This is a genomic window from Salinivibrio sp. YCSC6 (assembly GCF_004916735.1).
Classification (GTDB): Bacteria; Pseudomonadota; Gammaproteobacteria; order Enterobacterales; family Vibrionaceae; genus Salinivibrio; species Salinivibrio proteolyticus.
This window is the reverse complement of the sequence record NZ_CP039516.1, coordinates 2,849,154-2,864,280: the sequence shown is the minus strand read 5'-3', so window position 1 is coordinate 2,864,280 and position 15,127 is coordinate 2,849,154. Positions and strand designations below refer to the sequence as shown.

The 15,127-nt window shown below is 51.1% G+C and carries 14 protein-coding genes; 10 read left to right on the top strand and 4 right to left on the bottom strand.

The annotated features are described in order from the left end of the window. Positions 1–66: 66 nt before the first annotated feature. Both gppA and rhlB read right to left on the bottom strand, forming a co-directional pair. Positions 67–1,584 carry a guanosine-5'-triphosphate,3'-diphosphate diphosphatase gene (gene gppA, locus E8E00_RS13365; protein ID WP_069590217.1) on the bottom strand — a complete coding sequence of 506 codons (1,518 nt, stop codon included), beginning with the start codon at positions 1,582–1,584 and terminating at the stop codon, positions 67–69. 30 nt (positions 1,585–1,614) lie between these two features. Then, on the bottom strand, positions 1,615–2,907 hold the full coding sequence (rhlB, locus tag E8E00_RS13360) for an ATP-dependent RNA helicase RhlB (RefSeq protein WP_069590218.1): 1,293 nt from the start codon (positions 2,905–2,907) through the stop codon (positions 1,615–1,617). A gap of 112 nt (positions 2,908–3,019) precedes the next feature. Here rhlB and trxA point away from each other — a divergent pair, with 112 nt between their 5' ends. The 5 genes from trxA to fre all read left to right on the top strand — a co-directional run bounded on the left by trxA (position 3,020) and on the right by fre (position 8,320). After that, positions 3,020–3,346 (top strand): thioredoxin TrxA, encoded by a 327-nt coding sequence (trxA, locus tag E8E00_RS13355; RefSeq protein ID WP_069590219.1) that lies wholly within the window; start codon positions 3,020–3,022, stop codon positions 3,344–3,346. A gap of 183 nt (positions 3,347–3,529) precedes the next feature. Next, the gene (gene rho / locus E8E00_RS13350) at positions 3,530–4,795 is read left to right on the top strand and encodes a transcription termination factor Rho (protein ID WP_069590220.1); all 1,266 of its coding nucleotides are present in this window, start codon (positions 3,530–3,532) and stop codon (positions 4,793–4,795) included. 188 nt (positions 4,796–4,983) lie between these two features. Further along, the gene (locus E8E00_RS13345; protein ID WP_096630394.1) at positions 4,984–5,946 is read left to right on the top strand and encodes a hypothetical protein; all 963 of its coding nucleotides are present in this window, start codon (positions 4,984–4,986) and stop codon (positions 5,944–5,946) included. Positions 5,947–6,020: 74 nt separating this feature from the next. Next, complete coding sequence (gene ubiD, locus E8E00_RS13340; RefSeq protein ID WP_077456811.1) at positions 6,021–7,490, top strand: 4-hydroxy-3-polyprenylbenzoate decarboxylase; 1,470 nt, start codon at positions 6,021–6,023, stop codon at positions 7,488–7,490. A gap of 113 nt (positions 7,491–7,603) precedes the next feature. Further along, complete coding sequence (fre, locus tag E8E00_RS13335; protein WP_096630397.1) at positions 7,604–8,320, top strand: NAD(P)H-flavin reductase; 717 nt, start codon at positions 7,604–7,606, stop codon at positions 8,318–8,320. 87 nt (positions 8,321–8,407) lie between these two features. Here fre and E8E00_RS13330 read toward each other — a convergent pair whose 3' ends face one another. Together E8E00_RS13330 and E8E00_RS13325 are read right to left on the bottom strand one after the other, a co-directional pair. Continuing rightward, positions 8,408–9,307, bottom strand: coding sequence for a carboxylate/amino acid/amine transporter (locus tag E8E00_RS13330; RefSeq protein WP_096630399.1), 900 nt, complete (start codon positions 9,305–9,307; stop codon positions 8,408–8,410). A 141-nt stretch (positions 9,308–9,448) separates the two neighbouring features. Then, the gene (locus tag E8E00_RS13325) at positions 9,449–9,874 is read right to left on the bottom strand and encodes a universal stress protein (protein ID WP_069590228.1); all 426 of its coding nucleotides are present in this window, start codon (positions 9,872–9,874) and stop codon (positions 9,449–9,451) included. Between the two features lie 221 nt (positions 9,875–10,095). Here E8E00_RS13325 and ftnA point away from each other — a divergent pair, with 221 nt between their 5' ends. The 5 genes from ftnA to E8E00_RS13300 all read left to right on the top strand — a co-directional run bounded on the left by ftnA (position 10,096) and on the right by E8E00_RS13300 (position 14,968). Then, on the top strand, positions 10,096–10,626 hold the full coding sequence (gene ftnA, locus E8E00_RS13320; RefSeq protein ID WP_069590230.1) for a non-heme ferritin: 531 nt from the start codon (positions 10,096–10,098) through the stop codon (positions 10,624–10,626). A gap of 50 nt (positions 10,627–10,676) precedes the next feature. Continuing rightward, a complete protein-coding gene (locus E8E00_RS13315) occupies positions 10,677–11,024 on the top strand; it encodes a hypothetical protein (protein WP_069590232.1) in 348 nt (115 codons plus the stop codon). A 96-nt stretch (positions 11,025–11,120) separates the two neighbouring features. Continuing rightward, a complete protein-coding gene (locus E8E00_RS13310; protein WP_096630402.1) occupies positions 11,121–12,242 on the top strand; it encodes a mechanosensitive ion channel family protein in 1,122 nt (373 codons plus the stop codon). A 76-nt stretch (positions 12,243–12,318) separates the two neighbouring features. Next, positions 12,319–13,503: an NAD(P)/FAD-dependent oxidoreductase gene (locus tag E8E00_RS13305; RefSeq protein ID WP_096630405.1), complete on the top strand. Its 1,185-nt coding sequence runs from the start codon at positions 12,319–12,321 to the stop codon at positions 13,501–13,503. A 133-nt stretch (positions 13,504–13,636) separates the two neighbouring features. After that, positions 13,637–14,968, top strand: coding sequence for an ATP-binding protein (locus tag E8E00_RS13300; protein WP_096630408.1), 1,332 nt, complete (start codon positions 13,637–13,639; stop codon positions 14,966–14,968). Positions 14,969–15,127: the final 159 nt, after the last annotated feature.

The following is a 15,127-nucleotide window of genomic DNA, read 5'->3' as shown; positions in this document are numbered from 1 at the left end:
GATTGACCCAGTAAGAGCCCGCGCAATGCGGGCTTTTTTGTGCTCAACGGGATGGGTGAGTGCGATTTAGACACCGCCATCGGCGTGAGTGATCACGACCAGCGGTTGACCAAGGCTGGATTGACGTAAGGCTTCTTGCTCCAGCTCGGCACTCAGCAATGGGCTGGTATCCAGCAACGTGGTGTCTAAGGTTAAGGTGAGCGCATCACCGTCTGCACAAAGGCGACTGAGTGGCCGTACGCGGCTGTCTCGGCGGTGGCACAGAATCACCGCCAAACGCAGCAAACGCAGGAGGCGATTGGCACTTTGCGCTGACAAAGCATGTTGGCCATCAATGCGAACCAGTTGCTCACGGTAGTAGCGAAGCAAGGTGGCAATCAGCTGCTTTTGGGCGCGCGTAAAGCCGGGTAAGTCGAGATGGGTGATCAAATAGGCCGCATGGTCGCCGTCTTGTTTAAAGCCAATGCTTAAGCCAATTTCGTGCACACAGGCTGCGGCATGAAGCAAGCTACTGGCGTGGGGCTCTGGCACCCAGTCAGGCGGGCATTGGTGAAGTAAATCCAACGCCGTTTGTGCCACCGCCATGCCATGCGCTTCATCGAGCTGATAGCGAGATTGAATACTGGCGATGGTGCGCGCGCGTATATCGCTGTGGCGCATTGCGGTCATCATTTCATACACCAGACCTTCACGGAGTGCGCCGCCCGCCAGTGTCATGCTGGTGACATCCAAGCATTCAAAAATGGCGATCAGTATCGATAAGCCGCTTGGGAAAACCAAGGCGCGTTCAAGCGTGAGGCCGTCAATGTCGAGTGCATCCATTTGCCCGCACGCAATGGCTTGGTCGCGCAAACGATGGAGTTTTTCCAGCGTGATGACTTCGTCCATGCCTTGCGTGACCATGATTTCTTGCAAAGCTTGCACTGTTCCGCTGGCGCCTACGCAACAATCCCACCCGAGGGCGCGATAGGCGGCCATATGAGGCGCTAATTCCGCTTTAGCTCCGGCAATTGCGGCATCGAACGCCGCTTGATTGAGGACACGGTCGGCAAAGTAGTCTTCAAGGAAGGTCACGCAGCCCATATTAAGGCTTTGCAGTAACGCGGGCTCGAATTGTTGGCCAATGATCAGCTCGGTGCTGGCCCCACCAATATCCACCACCAAGCGTTTTCCTGGGCCGCCCGAGGTATGGGCTACCCCTTGGTAGATGGTGCGCGCTTCTTCTTCACCAGAGATGATCTCGATGTTGTGGCCTAATAGCTGGTTTGCTTTGGCGAGAAACGCATCAGCGTTCGAGGCTCGGCGTAATGCGGCCGTCGCCACCACCCGAATATGATCGGCTTCAAAGTCTTGCAAGCGTTCAGCGAAAAGCGCGAGGCATTCCCAGCCGCGCTGCATGGCTTCGTCACTGAGCTGACGTTGTGCGTTCATTCCCGCCGCTAGGCGGACTTTGCGCTTAATTTTGGCCAGTGTTTGCACACTGCCAGCCACTTGACGCACAACCAGCATGTGAAAGCTGTTAGAGCCTAAATCAATCGCCGCATAAAGCGACGATGTGTGAGCGGTGGTTCCATCACGACGCATGGCGCGACCTTACCTCATAACTGCCGAATGTTATGCCGACTTTTGTGGGCGTCGACGTTGACGGTTGCGGTTGTTGCCGCTGTTGTTTTTGCCAGTATTACGACGACTGTTCACCTGACGTTTGGCTATCTTTTTCGGGGCCGGTAAATCCGTGAGCAGTGCGCTGCGATCAAATTCGCTGACCGGAATACTGTGTTCAATGTATTCCTCAATGGCGGGCAAATTGATGGCGTATTCTTCACAGGCAAAGCTGATGGAGCTACCACTGGCACCAGCACGACCGGTACGGCCAATGCGGTGCACATAGTCTTCAGCATCGTCGGGCAAGTCGTAGTTAAACACGTGGGTGACTTGCGGAATATGCAAGCCGCGCGCAGCGACATCGGTGGCCACCAACAAATCAATCTCACCTTTGGTGAATTGCTCGAGGATTTTTACCCGCTTTTTCTGCGGAACGTCACCAGTCAGTAGACCAACGCGATGATCGTCTGCCGCAAGGTGGGCCCAAATTGACTCGCAGCGATGCTTGGTGTTAGCAAAAATGATCGCGCGCTCCGGCCAGTCTTCTTCGATCAAGGTTTGCAGCAAGGGCATTTTTTCGTTGTTAGAAGGCTGGAAAAGCTCTTCTTTAATGCGATGGCCGGTTTTTTGTTCTGGCTCGATCACCACATGTTCAGGATTGGTCATGTGCTCGAAGGCCAGTTCTTGAACGCGATAAGACAAGGTGGCAGAAAACAACATGTTCAAGCGCTTGTTAGCCGCAGGCATACGGTTAAACAAGAAGCGAATGTCTTTGATAAAGCCTAAATCGAACATGCGATCCGCTTCATCCAACACCACTGCCTGAATGCCATGTAAATCAATCACTTTCTTCTTGTAGAAGTCGATGATACGGCCGCAGGTGCCGATTAGAATATCAACGCCTTGCTCAAGTGTTTGTTGCTGTTTGTCATAACCTTCGCCACCATAGGCAAGCCCTGCGGTGATCGAAGTATGCGCAAGTAATGGTTCCGCATCGTTATAGATCTGAATGGCCAATTCGCGCGTAGGAGCTAATATGATTGCCCGTGGTTGGTTAGTTTTCCGTGACGCTGGTGCGTCAGTGGTTAACAAGTGATGAAACGTCGCAGCCAGAAACGCCAGGGTTTTGCCTGTCCCCGTTTGCGCCTGTCCTGCAATGTCTTGGCCGGTGAGCAGGACCGGCAATGCCTTTGCTTGGATAGGCGTACATTGGGTGAACCCTTTGGCCTCCAAGCTCTTGAGAACATCGGCGTGCAAGCCGAGCTCGGCAAATTTCTGCTCTGTGATATGCGTCATTTTCATCCGGATAGAATATCAGCTTAGGCTTGCAATACGGAAGCGAATCCAGTCAAATAGTGCCATTATTTACTGGTCGCAATTTAGCCAGTAACAAAAACATGTATTGGAGTAGAAGATGAGCGACAAAATTTTGCAGCTAACCGACGACAGCTTTGACGCAGACGTTTTAAATGCTGCAGGACCTGTACTGGTTGATTTTTGGGCAGAATGGTGTGGGCCATGTAAAATGATCGCGCCAATCCTGGACGAAATCGCCGACGAGTACGAAGGTAAAGTCACCATCGGAAAACTGAACATTGACCAGAACGCAGGTACACCGCCTAAGTTCGGCATCCGTGGTATCCCGACATTGCTGCTATTTAAAGATGGCGGCGTGGCAGCAACTAAGGTTGGTGCATTGTCAAAAACTCAGTTGAAAGAGTTCCTTGACGCTAACCTATAATGTTAAGACGGCCGCCACTGCCTCCCAGTGGCGGTTGTTTTTCTGTCAACTAGACGATACCCCATTTTGGTGCTACCTTATTGCACGGAAATTGTACTTCTGTTCATCTCTCGAACATGCCACTGGTCTCGACACGCTAACTAATTTCAGACCTCAACTTTGACAAACAAGACACTCACCACTATGAATCTTACCGAACTGAAGACTCAACCCGTCTCGACGCTGGTTGCGCTTGGCGAAAGCATGGGACTCGAAAACCTAGCTCGCTTGCGTAAACAGGACATCATTTTCTCGATCCTCAAACAGCACGCAAAAAGCGGTGAAGACATTTTCGGCAATGGCGTGCTGGAAATTCTTCAAGACGGGTTTGGCTTCCTGCGTAGCGCAGACAGCTCGTATTTGGCCGGCCCTGATGACATCTATGTGTCGCCAAGCCAAATTCGTCGCTTTAACTTGCGCACAGGCGATACCATCGCGGGTAAAATTCGTCCCCCTAAAGACGGCGAGCGCTACTTCGCGCTATTGAAAGTTAACCAAGTTAACAGCGACAAACCAGACAACGCCCGCAGTAAAATCCTCTTCGAAAACTTAACCCCTTTGCACGCCAGCGAACGTATGGTGATGGAGCGCGGAAACGGCTCGACAGAAGACATCACTGCCCGTGTGCTCGACTTAGCCTCGCCAATCGGTAAAGGTCAACGTGGTTTGATTGTTGCGCCGCCAAAAGCGGGTAAAACCATGCTGCTGCAAAACATCGCGCAAAGTATCGCTTACAACCACCCAGAATGTGAGTTGATGGTGCTGTTGATCGATGAGCGTCCGGAAGAAGTGACCGAGATGCAGCGCTTGGTGAAAGGAGAAGTGGTGGCATCGACCTTTGATGAGCCAGCAAGCCGTCACGTACAAGTGGCCGAAATGGTAATTGAAAAAGCCAAGCGTTTGGTCGAACACAAAAAAGACGTGGTGATCCTGCTGGACTCGATTACTCGTCTGGCGCGTGCTTACAACACAGTTGTACCGTCTTCCGGTAAAGTATTGACTGGTGGTGTTGACGCCAACGCCTTGCATCGTCCTAAGCGCTTCTTTGGTGCGGCCCGTAACGTGGAAGAAGGCGGTAGCTTGACCATTATCGCAACTGCGCTAGTGGATACTGGCTCGAAGATGGACGAAGTCATCTACGAAGAATTTAAAGGGACAGGTAACATGGAGCTGCACCTGTCACGTAAGATTGCCGAGAAGCGTGTCTTCCCAGCCATCGACTTCACGCGCTCTGGCACCCGTCGCGAAGAGTTGCTGACCAAAGCGGATGAACTACAGAAGATGTGGATCCTGCGTAAGATTGTCCACCCAATGGGGGAAATCGAAGGCATGGAATTCTTGATTGATAAGCTGGCCATGTCGAAGACCAATGATGAGTTCTTTGACGCCATGCGACGTCAAAACTCCTGATCCGGATCGTAATTGTGAAAAGCACTGTCTGCGGGCAGTGCTTTTTTATTGCCTATTGAACGCTGACTTCGCACAATGGTCTCACCCTACATGGATGTAGCCGGATTGCTACAAGTGGTACAGGATTGCAACGGATGGCAAGATGTTTTCGCGTGTTAGTGCTGATAGCATGCCTAGTCGTAGGCACAATGCCCAGCCGCGCAGCGGTCACGGAGGCGTCAACGCCGAGCGGACAAATCGTGACGCAGGCGTTTATTGATGGCTTATTAGAGACGCCTTCTACCCAGCAAGCCATGGCGATCGCGTTTCAGCGACAAATGGCTGATGATATTGACGGATTGCGTGCTCACCTACAAAGCCTGTCGCCGTTGATCCAAGAGGCGACCTTGTACCGACTCCTTTCCACACCCACACGTTTGGATAACCCCGATTGGCGCACTTTCTTGCGCGATCTTAGTCACCAGCAACCGCATTTTTTATTACGTCATCAGCAAGACGGCTATTGGGTTACCACCCCCGCTTTCCACTATGCGGCCGCGGCACGTCAGCAATTAAACCGTTATCAGCACGAGCAACTGACCCAAGAGCTCGGCATGTTATTAAGCTATCGCCAGTTAGTGATTGCTGATTGGGTGAAACCTGACGGTGCAGATTATGCGCGGCGCCGTGATGCCTTGGTGGCGATGATTGGTGACTATGAGGCCAATGGTTTGGCCTATTTGGCCGAGCAATACCTGCATGACCCACGATTACTCTGGCTACCTGACAACGCGATCTTGGCGGTGCTTGCTGAGAAAACGCAGCATCCGGAACTGTACGCGCGATTATGGCGTCGAGGCACGGATGCGTATAGCTTAGAGGCCTTACATGCCTTGAAAGGACAGGTGAGTGATAGCTTTTCGGTGAGCCAAATGATGGCAGCGGCGAGAAATCCCTCTTTGCGCGACACCGCGATTCGCCAGCTTGCCAGCTTGTCACCGTTGCCAGCGCCGGTTGCGGATTTTCTCGTGGCACAGTTGTCATTGCGCCAAGGTGATCAGGTCGCGCAACTGCTCGTCGAGGCGGGTAAAGGGGAATGGCTAACCGGCTTACAAGCCGAGTTGGGCCCACTAGGCCGTCAGCACATTGCATCTGCGTTGTCGTCGCGCTAATGTCACCGCTTCACCGATCCGGATACCGGTTTGCTTGGTATCATTAAGGCGTTTATTAACCCGTTGAGCCTGATATGAAATTTTCCGATCTGCGCGATTTTATCGACTATCTTGAAGCCCAAGGCGAGCTCAAACGCATCGCCCAACCGGTGGACCCTGATCAGGAGATCACCGAGATATGCGACCGTACCCTGCGAGCGGGCGGTCCGGCGTTATTGTTCGAAAACCCGATTGGCTATGAGATGCCCGTGCTTGCCAACCTCTTTGGAACCCCAAAACGCGTTGCGATGGGCATGGGGCGTGAGGATGTGCTTGAGCTGCGAGAGGTGGGTAAACTGCTTGCCTACTTGAAAGAACCTGAGCCGCCCAAAGGCTTTCGAGATGCGCTCGATAAACTGCCCGTGTTTCGTCAAGTGCTCAACATGCCAGCGAAAACCGTGCGGCGTCCGCGTTGCCAAGAGGTGGTGCTGAGCGGCGATGAGGTCGATCTGGATAAAATTCCGGTGATGCGCTGCTGGCCCGGTGATGTGGCACCCTTGCTGACTTGGGGGCTGACCATTACCCGCGGACCGAATAAAAAGCGACAAAACCTTGGCATTTATCGTCAGCAAAAAATCGGCAAAAACAAAGTGATCATGCGTTGGTTGGCTCATCGCGGCGGCGCGTTAGATTTGCATGATTGGATGCAAACCCATCCTAATGAGCCGTTTCCGGTGACCGTGGCTTATGGCGCTGACCCTGCCACCATTCTCGGGGCAGTGACACCGGTGCCTGATACCTTATCGGAATACGCGTTTGCTGGCTTATTGCGCGGCAGTAAAACCGAAGTGGCTAAGTGTATCAGCAACGATTTGGATGTGCCGGCCAGTGCGGAAATCGTGATGGAAGGCTATATCGATCCCAATGAATATGCGGATGAAGGGCCGTATGGCGATCATACCGGTTATTACAATGAGGTTGAGCGTCACCACGTGTTCACTGTGACGCATCTGACGATGCGCAAAAAACCGATTTACCATAGCACCTACACGGGGCGTCCACCGGATGAACCTGCCGTTTTAGGCGTGGCACTTAACGAAGTGTTTGTGCCGATTTTGCAAAAGCAGTTCCCAGAGATTGTCGATTTCTACCTACCGCCTGAAGGCTGCTCATATCGCATGGCGGTGGTCACCATGAAAAAACAATACCCCGGTCATGCCAAGCGGGTGATGATGGGCGTGTGGTCGTTCTTGCGTCAGTTTATGTACACCAAGTTTGTGATAGTGTGTGACGATGACGTCAACGCACGTGATTGGAATGACGTCATTTGGGCGATTACCACGCGTATGGATCCCGCGCGCGATACCGTGATGGTGGAAAATACCCCTATCGACTCGCTCGACTTTGCTTCACCTGTGGTGGGGCTGGGCTCGAAAATGGGCCTCGATGCCACCAACAAATGGCAAGGGGAAACCGATCGCGAGTGGGGCACGCCCATTGCTAAAGACCCAGACGTGGTTGCGCGCATCGACGCGATTTGGGATGAATTAGGGATCTTAGACTAATCCTATTGGAATGCGCTAGCATTCACCGTTAACGATAAAAACACAGCCCAAGGCGGTAGTGATGCCGCCTCGTATAACCTCATCGGCTGTAGCAAAACGAACAGAGGAACAGAATGTCGATACTATGTGAAGTGACAGCCGTTGAGCCGTTGGCGTGTCACGCCTACCGCATTGTCCTGAAGCCGCAGCAAGCGGTGCGTTATCAGCCAGGGCAATACGTGATGGCGGTGATGGGCGAGAAAGATAAGCGCCCGTTTTCGCTGGCAAGTAGCCCTTGTCGTCAAAATGGCGGTGAACTCGAGCTGCACGTTGGTGCTGCGGACGAGAATCCGTTTGCGTTAGAAGTGGTTGAGAAAGCCAAAGCCGTACTAGAAAGCGGTGAAGCGGGCTTTGAAATTACTGAGCCTGCCGGTGATGCTTGGCTGCGAGAGAGCGATCGTCCCTTGCTACTGATTGCTGGCGGGACCGGTTTTTCTTACGTGCGCAGCATGGTCGATCACTGTATTAGCCAGAAGATACAGTCGCCGATCTTTATTTATTGGGGCGCCCGTACCCCTTGTCAGCTTTATGCCCATGACGAGATGCAAGCATTGGCGGAACAGCATCCGCACATTACCTTTATGCCTGTCGTGGAGCAAGCTGAAGGCGAGTGGCGCGGTAAAGTGGGCAATGTGTTAGAAGCGGTGATGGAAGATTTTGTCAGCCTTGGCGCTTATGACATTTATATCGCGGGCCGTTTTGAAATGGCAGGTGTGGCACGCGACATGTTCTGTAAAGAGCGCGGTGTGAGTCGTGATCATCTCTACTCAGATGCGTTTGCCTTTATCTGATTGAGCCTTCTTTATCGGCTAAGTAAACAGGCAGGGATTTCCCTGCCTGTTTTGTACTTGAGAGACCGAGGTCTTGGGACGGCCTACCTACCGCTGGGCGGCACTTCGCTGGGCGGCACTTCGCTGGGCCTCGACGTGGCTCTTTACCCACGTTTGGTTAAACCACAGCGCGGCTAAAATCAGTATCCCACCGCTGAGTAGTGGCAGAAGATCCGCATCGCGGTTCCAAATCAGCACGTTCACCACAATTCCGGCTGGGATAAGCGCATTGTTCATCACCGCGAGTGCCCCCGAGTTGACCTGCGTAGCGCCTTTGTTCCAAAAGAAATAGCCCAGCCCTGACGCGATAGTGCCTAGATAAATTAATACACCCCACTGGGTTGGCGTAGCAGGCAGTTTGTCGCTGTTGCCCAACAGTGCAAAAGCCAGCACGCCCACCACTAAGGCGCCAAGATAAAACCAACCAAACACCGCATGTTGGGGAAGGGGTGTTTGCTCCTTCTCAATCAGGTATTTGTAACCGACTTGGCCAATCGCAAAGCAAAGGTTCGCCCCTTGCACCACCAAAAAGCCGACCAGAAAGTCTGGATTGACGGTGGCGTAGCGGATCACCACGGCGCCGAGCACCGCCATCGCCGCGGTGACCAGATACCACGCGCTAAACTGACGCTTCAAAGCATCGTAAATCAAGGTGACGTAGAGCGGGGTAAAGACGGTAAACAGTAGCACTTCTGGCACCGACAAGAAAAGGAAAGACTGATAGAAGAAGCAGTACATGATGCCGAGCTGACATGCCCCGACCAGCATCAGTTGAGCGGCAAAGGCCGGTCTTACTTGGCGAGGACGCAAGAAGGGTAAAAAAACCAACCCAGCGAGTACAATCCGCATCAGGACTGCGAAATAACTGTCCACTTGGCCGGCGAGATACACCCCAATCAAACTAAATGAAAAGGCCCACAGCAGTGTGACCCCGCTAAGATACCCCATGACTCGGTTCCTTCGATATTGTAAATAAAAAGGCAGTGTACCGTTTCATCACGGGGACGCAATTGGTTCGCTGAACACAGTGCAATAAGGTCAAAAAGAAGGCGGAGTGACCGCCTTCATCGCCCTATATGACGCCAGAGATTAGTCGCGGATCGGCACCATCAACAGATCGACCGGTGTTTTGTTGATAAGCTGCTTGGTCGATGAGAGCAGTGAGCTCCAAAAGTCTTGGTGATGGCCAACGACAACCAAATCAATTCCCATGTTTTGAATCGATTCTGTGATCTCTTCAGCAAGGTCGCCGCTGCTAACCAGGGTATGAGTCACTGGCACCTGTGCGTTGCCCGCCAGTTGATTCAGTTTGTGCTGAGCTTCTTCAATGACGCGGTTACGCGATTCGACCAAATTAATATCGATAAGTCCGGTATAAAGCTCGGCGTAATTCACATCGATGTGGACCAGCGATAATTTCGCACCGACAGCTTGGGCAAGAGAATCGGCTTTGGCAACCAAACGTTCGCTGTCTTCCGACAAATCAACAGCAACCAAAATATGCTTATATGACATAGAGTTATCCTTTTTATGTGAGGTTGTCATCGCAGTCTAGCGAGCTTGCGTATTAAAAACAGTCACTGCGATCGCATTCCGATTAAGAATTCGACAATGATGTTTGTCATAAATTCGGCAGATGACTCGGCACCACACACGTTTGTCGGCGATATCCGCTTGAAAAGGGACGTGCTGCTGGTCAGAATGACAGCTAACCCCAAATAAAGAGGACGTTTTATATGTTAGCACCCGCCATGGTTGACAGGCTCAATGAGCAGATCAATTTGGAGTTTTTCTCATCAAATCTATACTTACAAATGAGTGCTTGGTGTGAAGACAAAGGATTTGAAGGCGCTGCGCGATTCCTCCATAAGCACGCGCAGGAAGAAATGCAGCATATGCAGCGTCTTTTCACCTACGTGAGCGAGACTGGTGCGATGCCTATTTTGGGCTCAATCGACGCACCGCGCCACGAGTTCGCATCATTGGGCGAAGTGTTCCGTGAAACCTATCAACACGAGCGTTTAATCACGGAAAAGATCAATAGCCTAGCGCACGTTGCGTTTACGACTCAGGATTATTCAACCTTTAATTTCCTGCAGTGGTACGTGGCTGAGCAGCACGAGGAAGAAAAGCTGTTTAAAGGCATACTCGATAAGATCGAGTTGGTGGGCGAAGATGGCAAAGCCTTGTTCTTTATTGATAAAGACTTGTCTGCCATGGCTCAAGAGGACTCATCGTCAGTGATGGACGGCACCGCAGGGCTGTAAGTTTATCTTTCTCCCTCGGCCGCCTCACTGGGTTGCGGAGGGAGATGTATATGAACGGTGATATCCTAATTGTGGCAGTGTTTACCGTCACATTGGTTAATTTTGCGCGCTACTTGTCTTCACTGCGCGCACTGGTTGTGATGTTACGCGACGCCAATCCATTGCTTTATCAGCAAATTTGTCGTGGAGATAACAACTTTTTCTCACTCTCACCCCAAGGCGATATTTCTCGTCAAAAGCGCCTGTACCAGTACATTCGTAGCCAAGAGTACTTGCACCATCATGACGAGCTGTTTGTGGGTAAGTGCAACAAAGTTCGTCACCTGTTTATGCTCAATGTGGCATTGTCCGGTGCCTTGCTCGCGACCTTTTTTCTTGTCGCTTTTGCGGGCTGGTAAGCGAACGCTCTCATATCCAACAAAATGCTGACTCAGGTCAGCATTTTTTTTGTTAGGCTGACAACATTCTGAGAAAAACCGTCTGTTGAGGAAAGCATGCAAAGCCTAATTGACTGGTGGCAGACCCTACATCAAGCCGCCGCGTGGGAATGGATTTCCGATGTGGTCACTTTAACTGGTTTTAGTGCTATCGCGTGGGCGATTTGGCATGTACTGGTGGGGCGACTTAAAGCGCTGGCGGAAAAGACCATTACCCGCTGGGACGATATTATTTGGCCGGCTATCGATACACCGCTAAGTACGCTGATTTGGCTATGGCCTGCCTCGCACTCCATTGAAATTATCATTGATAATACCGCTGGCGATGTCTCGCTCAGTTGGCTCACCTTGGTGCAAGACTTGGTGGTGGTGTGGGTGGTCATTTGGATTTTGCTACGCTTGGTCAACAGTGGTGAAGAAGTCATGATTGAAACCGGCAATCGTGATCACACCACCATCAACACCATGGGTAATGTGCTGCGTGCGCTGTTTGTGTGCGTGGGGATTATTTCCCTGCTGCAAAGCCTCGGGGTCAGTGTTTCCGGCCTACTGACCGTTGGTGGGGTCGGGGGTTTAATTGTTGGTTTTGCCGCCAAGGACTTGTTGTCGAACTTTTTTGGTGGGGTGATGATTTACTTTGATCGCCCATTTAAAGTGGGCGACTGGGTACGCTCCCCCGATCGCAACATTGAGGGCACGGTGGAAAAAATTGGTATTCGCATGACGGTGGTACGCACCTTTGATTTGCGCCCTTTATACGTGCCCAACTCGGTATTCAGTAACGTAGTGGTGGAAAACCCCTCGCGGATGCTGAATCGCCGCATTTATGAAACCATCGGACTGCGCTATCAAGACGCCGATAAAATCAGCGCGGTGATTGATGATGTCTATGCCATGCTTGAAGCCCACCCAGACATCGAGACCCGACAAACCTTGATTGTGAACTTCAACAGCTTTGGGCCACACTCGCTCGATTTCTTTATTTACACCTTCACCAAAACGGTGAACTGGCAACGTTATCACCGCGTGAAGCAAGATGTGTTGCTGCAAGTGATTGGTATTATTCATCGGCACGGTGCGGATATTGCTTTCCCAACCCGAACGCTGCATATGGATCCAAGCATGATAGCTCAGGGCGCCGATGCCATGGTGCCACCGCCTGAAGCGCAGGCACGTTAAATCGCGCTTGCCGCTCACGTGCGGGCTGCTACAATGCCGCTCCCACAGGGTGAGCAGAGAATAAACAGGTAAGCGTGTGACTGAGTATGATGTAATTGTGATTGGCGCCGGTGCGGCAGGATTGATGTGTGCGGCACAAGCTGGCCAACGTGGCCGCCGGGTTTTGGTGGTGGACCATGCCAAAAAACCGGGCCGCAAAATCCTGATCTCGGGCGGCGGGCGCTGCAATTTCACCAACTATGACGTCACCGCCAATAACTTCTTGTGTGAGAATCCGCACTTCGTCAAATCCGCATTGGCGCAATACACCCAATGGGACTTTATTGGATTGGTGGCCACCCATGGTGTGGCCTATCACGAGCGTGACCACGGCCAGCTATTTTGTGATGACAGCGCTAAAGATATCGTTAACCTGCTCTTGGCCGAATGCGACCAAGCCACCATCAGTCAACGCTATCGCTGTGAGGTGCATGATATCGAGCAAGAAGAAGCCGGCTTTCGCCTTAAACTCAATGGCGAGCCGGTACGCTGCCAGTCGTTAGTGGTCGCCACGGGCGGCCTTTCGATGCCCAAGCTTGGCGCTACCCCCTTTGGTTATCAGCTTGCCGAGCAATTTGGCCTAAAAGTGCTGCCCACTCGCGCCGCCTTGGTGCCGTATACCTTGCACCAAGAAGACAAAACGCGCTTTGCCGATATTTCCGGGGTGTCGGTGCCATGTTCGATCACCACTGAGTCTGGGGTGTGCTTTACCGAGAATCTGCTCTTTACCCACCGTGGCTTATCGGGACCGGCGGTATTGCAAACCTCCTCGTTTTGGCAGCCGGGCGAAGCGGTCACCATCGATTTACTCCCTAGTGAGTCGCTAAAAGACGTGCTGGTGGCGATGCGTGATAAGCACCCCAACCAAACCTTAAAAACCTCACTGTCTCGCCTATTCCCCAAACGCTTGGTCGAGGTCTTGATTGCGCGCGATAGCTTGCCGGATAAACCGCTCAAGCAGCTCGATGACAAGCAGCTTGATAGGCTTCATCACTACTTTCACCAGTGGTCAATTGCCCCAAACGGCACTGAAGGTTACCGCACCGCAGAAGTGACGCTTGGTGGGGTAGATACCCACGCAATTTCCTCGAAAACCCTTGAAGCACGAGATATTCCCGGCCTGTATTTTATCGGTGAAGTGCTTGATGTCACCGGCTGGCTCGGCGGCTATAACTTCCAATGGGCCTGGAGCTCCGGCTGGGTAGCCGGGCAGTATGTATAAAAAACGTGATTAAATGCACGTTATCTTACTGAATCTATTACTTAATCGCTAATCACGTAGAGAATCTGCTGCGGGGTGGACAAAGGATAGTACCTCCCCCGTTTTTCCTTTAGCAGAACCAAGGAGTGGTTGAGTGATTTCTTTTCTAAGCGTGAGAGAGATATGCCGTGGTATATCGAATAAAAACACGCTCTATACGTTTCTATTTGTGCTGCTTCATCAGTCTTCGATTGCTTTTTCTATTTTCGCCTCTGTGATGGTTTCAGGCTATATTCTTGAAATTAATCAATATTATGAGGCATTGAAGCTCTGGGTGTTCCTCTATATTGTCGCGATGATCCTTCCCCATATAATCGGCTACTTTTCTGATGTGTATAAAGAAAAGTGGTTGAGTGAATCACTGAGTCGATTTTGGCAATCCGCGACTACACGCTATCAATCTTGCACTGATAGTCGCACAGTCGACCATACGCTGGGCGTGTACGTTTCTCAGGGAAAGAGTGCGATTTCTGACTTTATTGGCTATGCCTTTTGGGGGATGTCGTCTGGGCTCAACTTCTTCCTGAGTCTGCTAATGATCACCGCTTTTATTGATTGGCGTTTTTTTGTCAGCGTTATGATCAGTGTGCTGCTTATCTTGGGGTTCAATAAAACCATTTCCTCGCACCTAGAAAAGAACGCTGTTACCACCCATAAAGCGGGTTCATCACTGACGTCAACGTTATCGACTATCCATGACAATGTACATTTTGGTTCGTCGGTGAATGCATTGGCTTATCAAACGCGGTTCGAGGAAGGGAAAGCGAAATACTTAGGGCTGAGAATCAAAGAGGCTGTGTTTAGGTATAAGGCATTGTTGGTCTCTTCCTTGCTAGCGCTTGCGCCAACTTCCTGTGTATTACTGTTCATTTTTACGTCTAGCAGTGTCCCGATGGAGGTAAAAGTGGCGTCGATTGTTAACCTCACACGCATTTATCATCTTTTAAATTCTGCGTCGGATATTGTTAGCTTATTAATCTCTTTTCCGTCTATTAAAGGCCAGTTGTCGGTGATGACGTGTTTTTCGAAACGCAAGTCGCTTTACCAACCACAATGGAATATCGCGATCCTTAAAGATAACGAGAGCGTTGATACTGTGAACCTTACTCAAGCGCAGGAGGGCCGTTTTCGCGTTGTTGGAGAAAACGGATCTGGGAAAACTTCTTTCTTAAGGCACCTCTGTGCCAAAAATGATTATCTCTACTTCAACCCGTCTAAGCGCTTACTGTGGCCTTGGGATGATTCAGCAATACTGTCTGATGGTATGTATTCCGCCAAGAGTATTCAGTGGTTACTGGAAAATAGCTCGGGTCACTTGATTCTGGATGAATGGGATGCGTTTCTCGACTTAGAGAATACGAAAAAGATAGGTGCGCTGATTGATTCATATGCAGATAGCCGAGTTATTATTGAGGTCCGCCAATAGGCCGCGTTTCTGTCGGTCTTGCGATGAGTACCCAATCCTCAGATGCTTGCTTTTGTGTTGTTTGCAACAAACTGCATATCATAAGCGATGGTTGGTTTATGTGATCTTTATTCTAAATATTCTCTAGTTGACTGTTTTTTGTCTAAAAAATGGCAATCT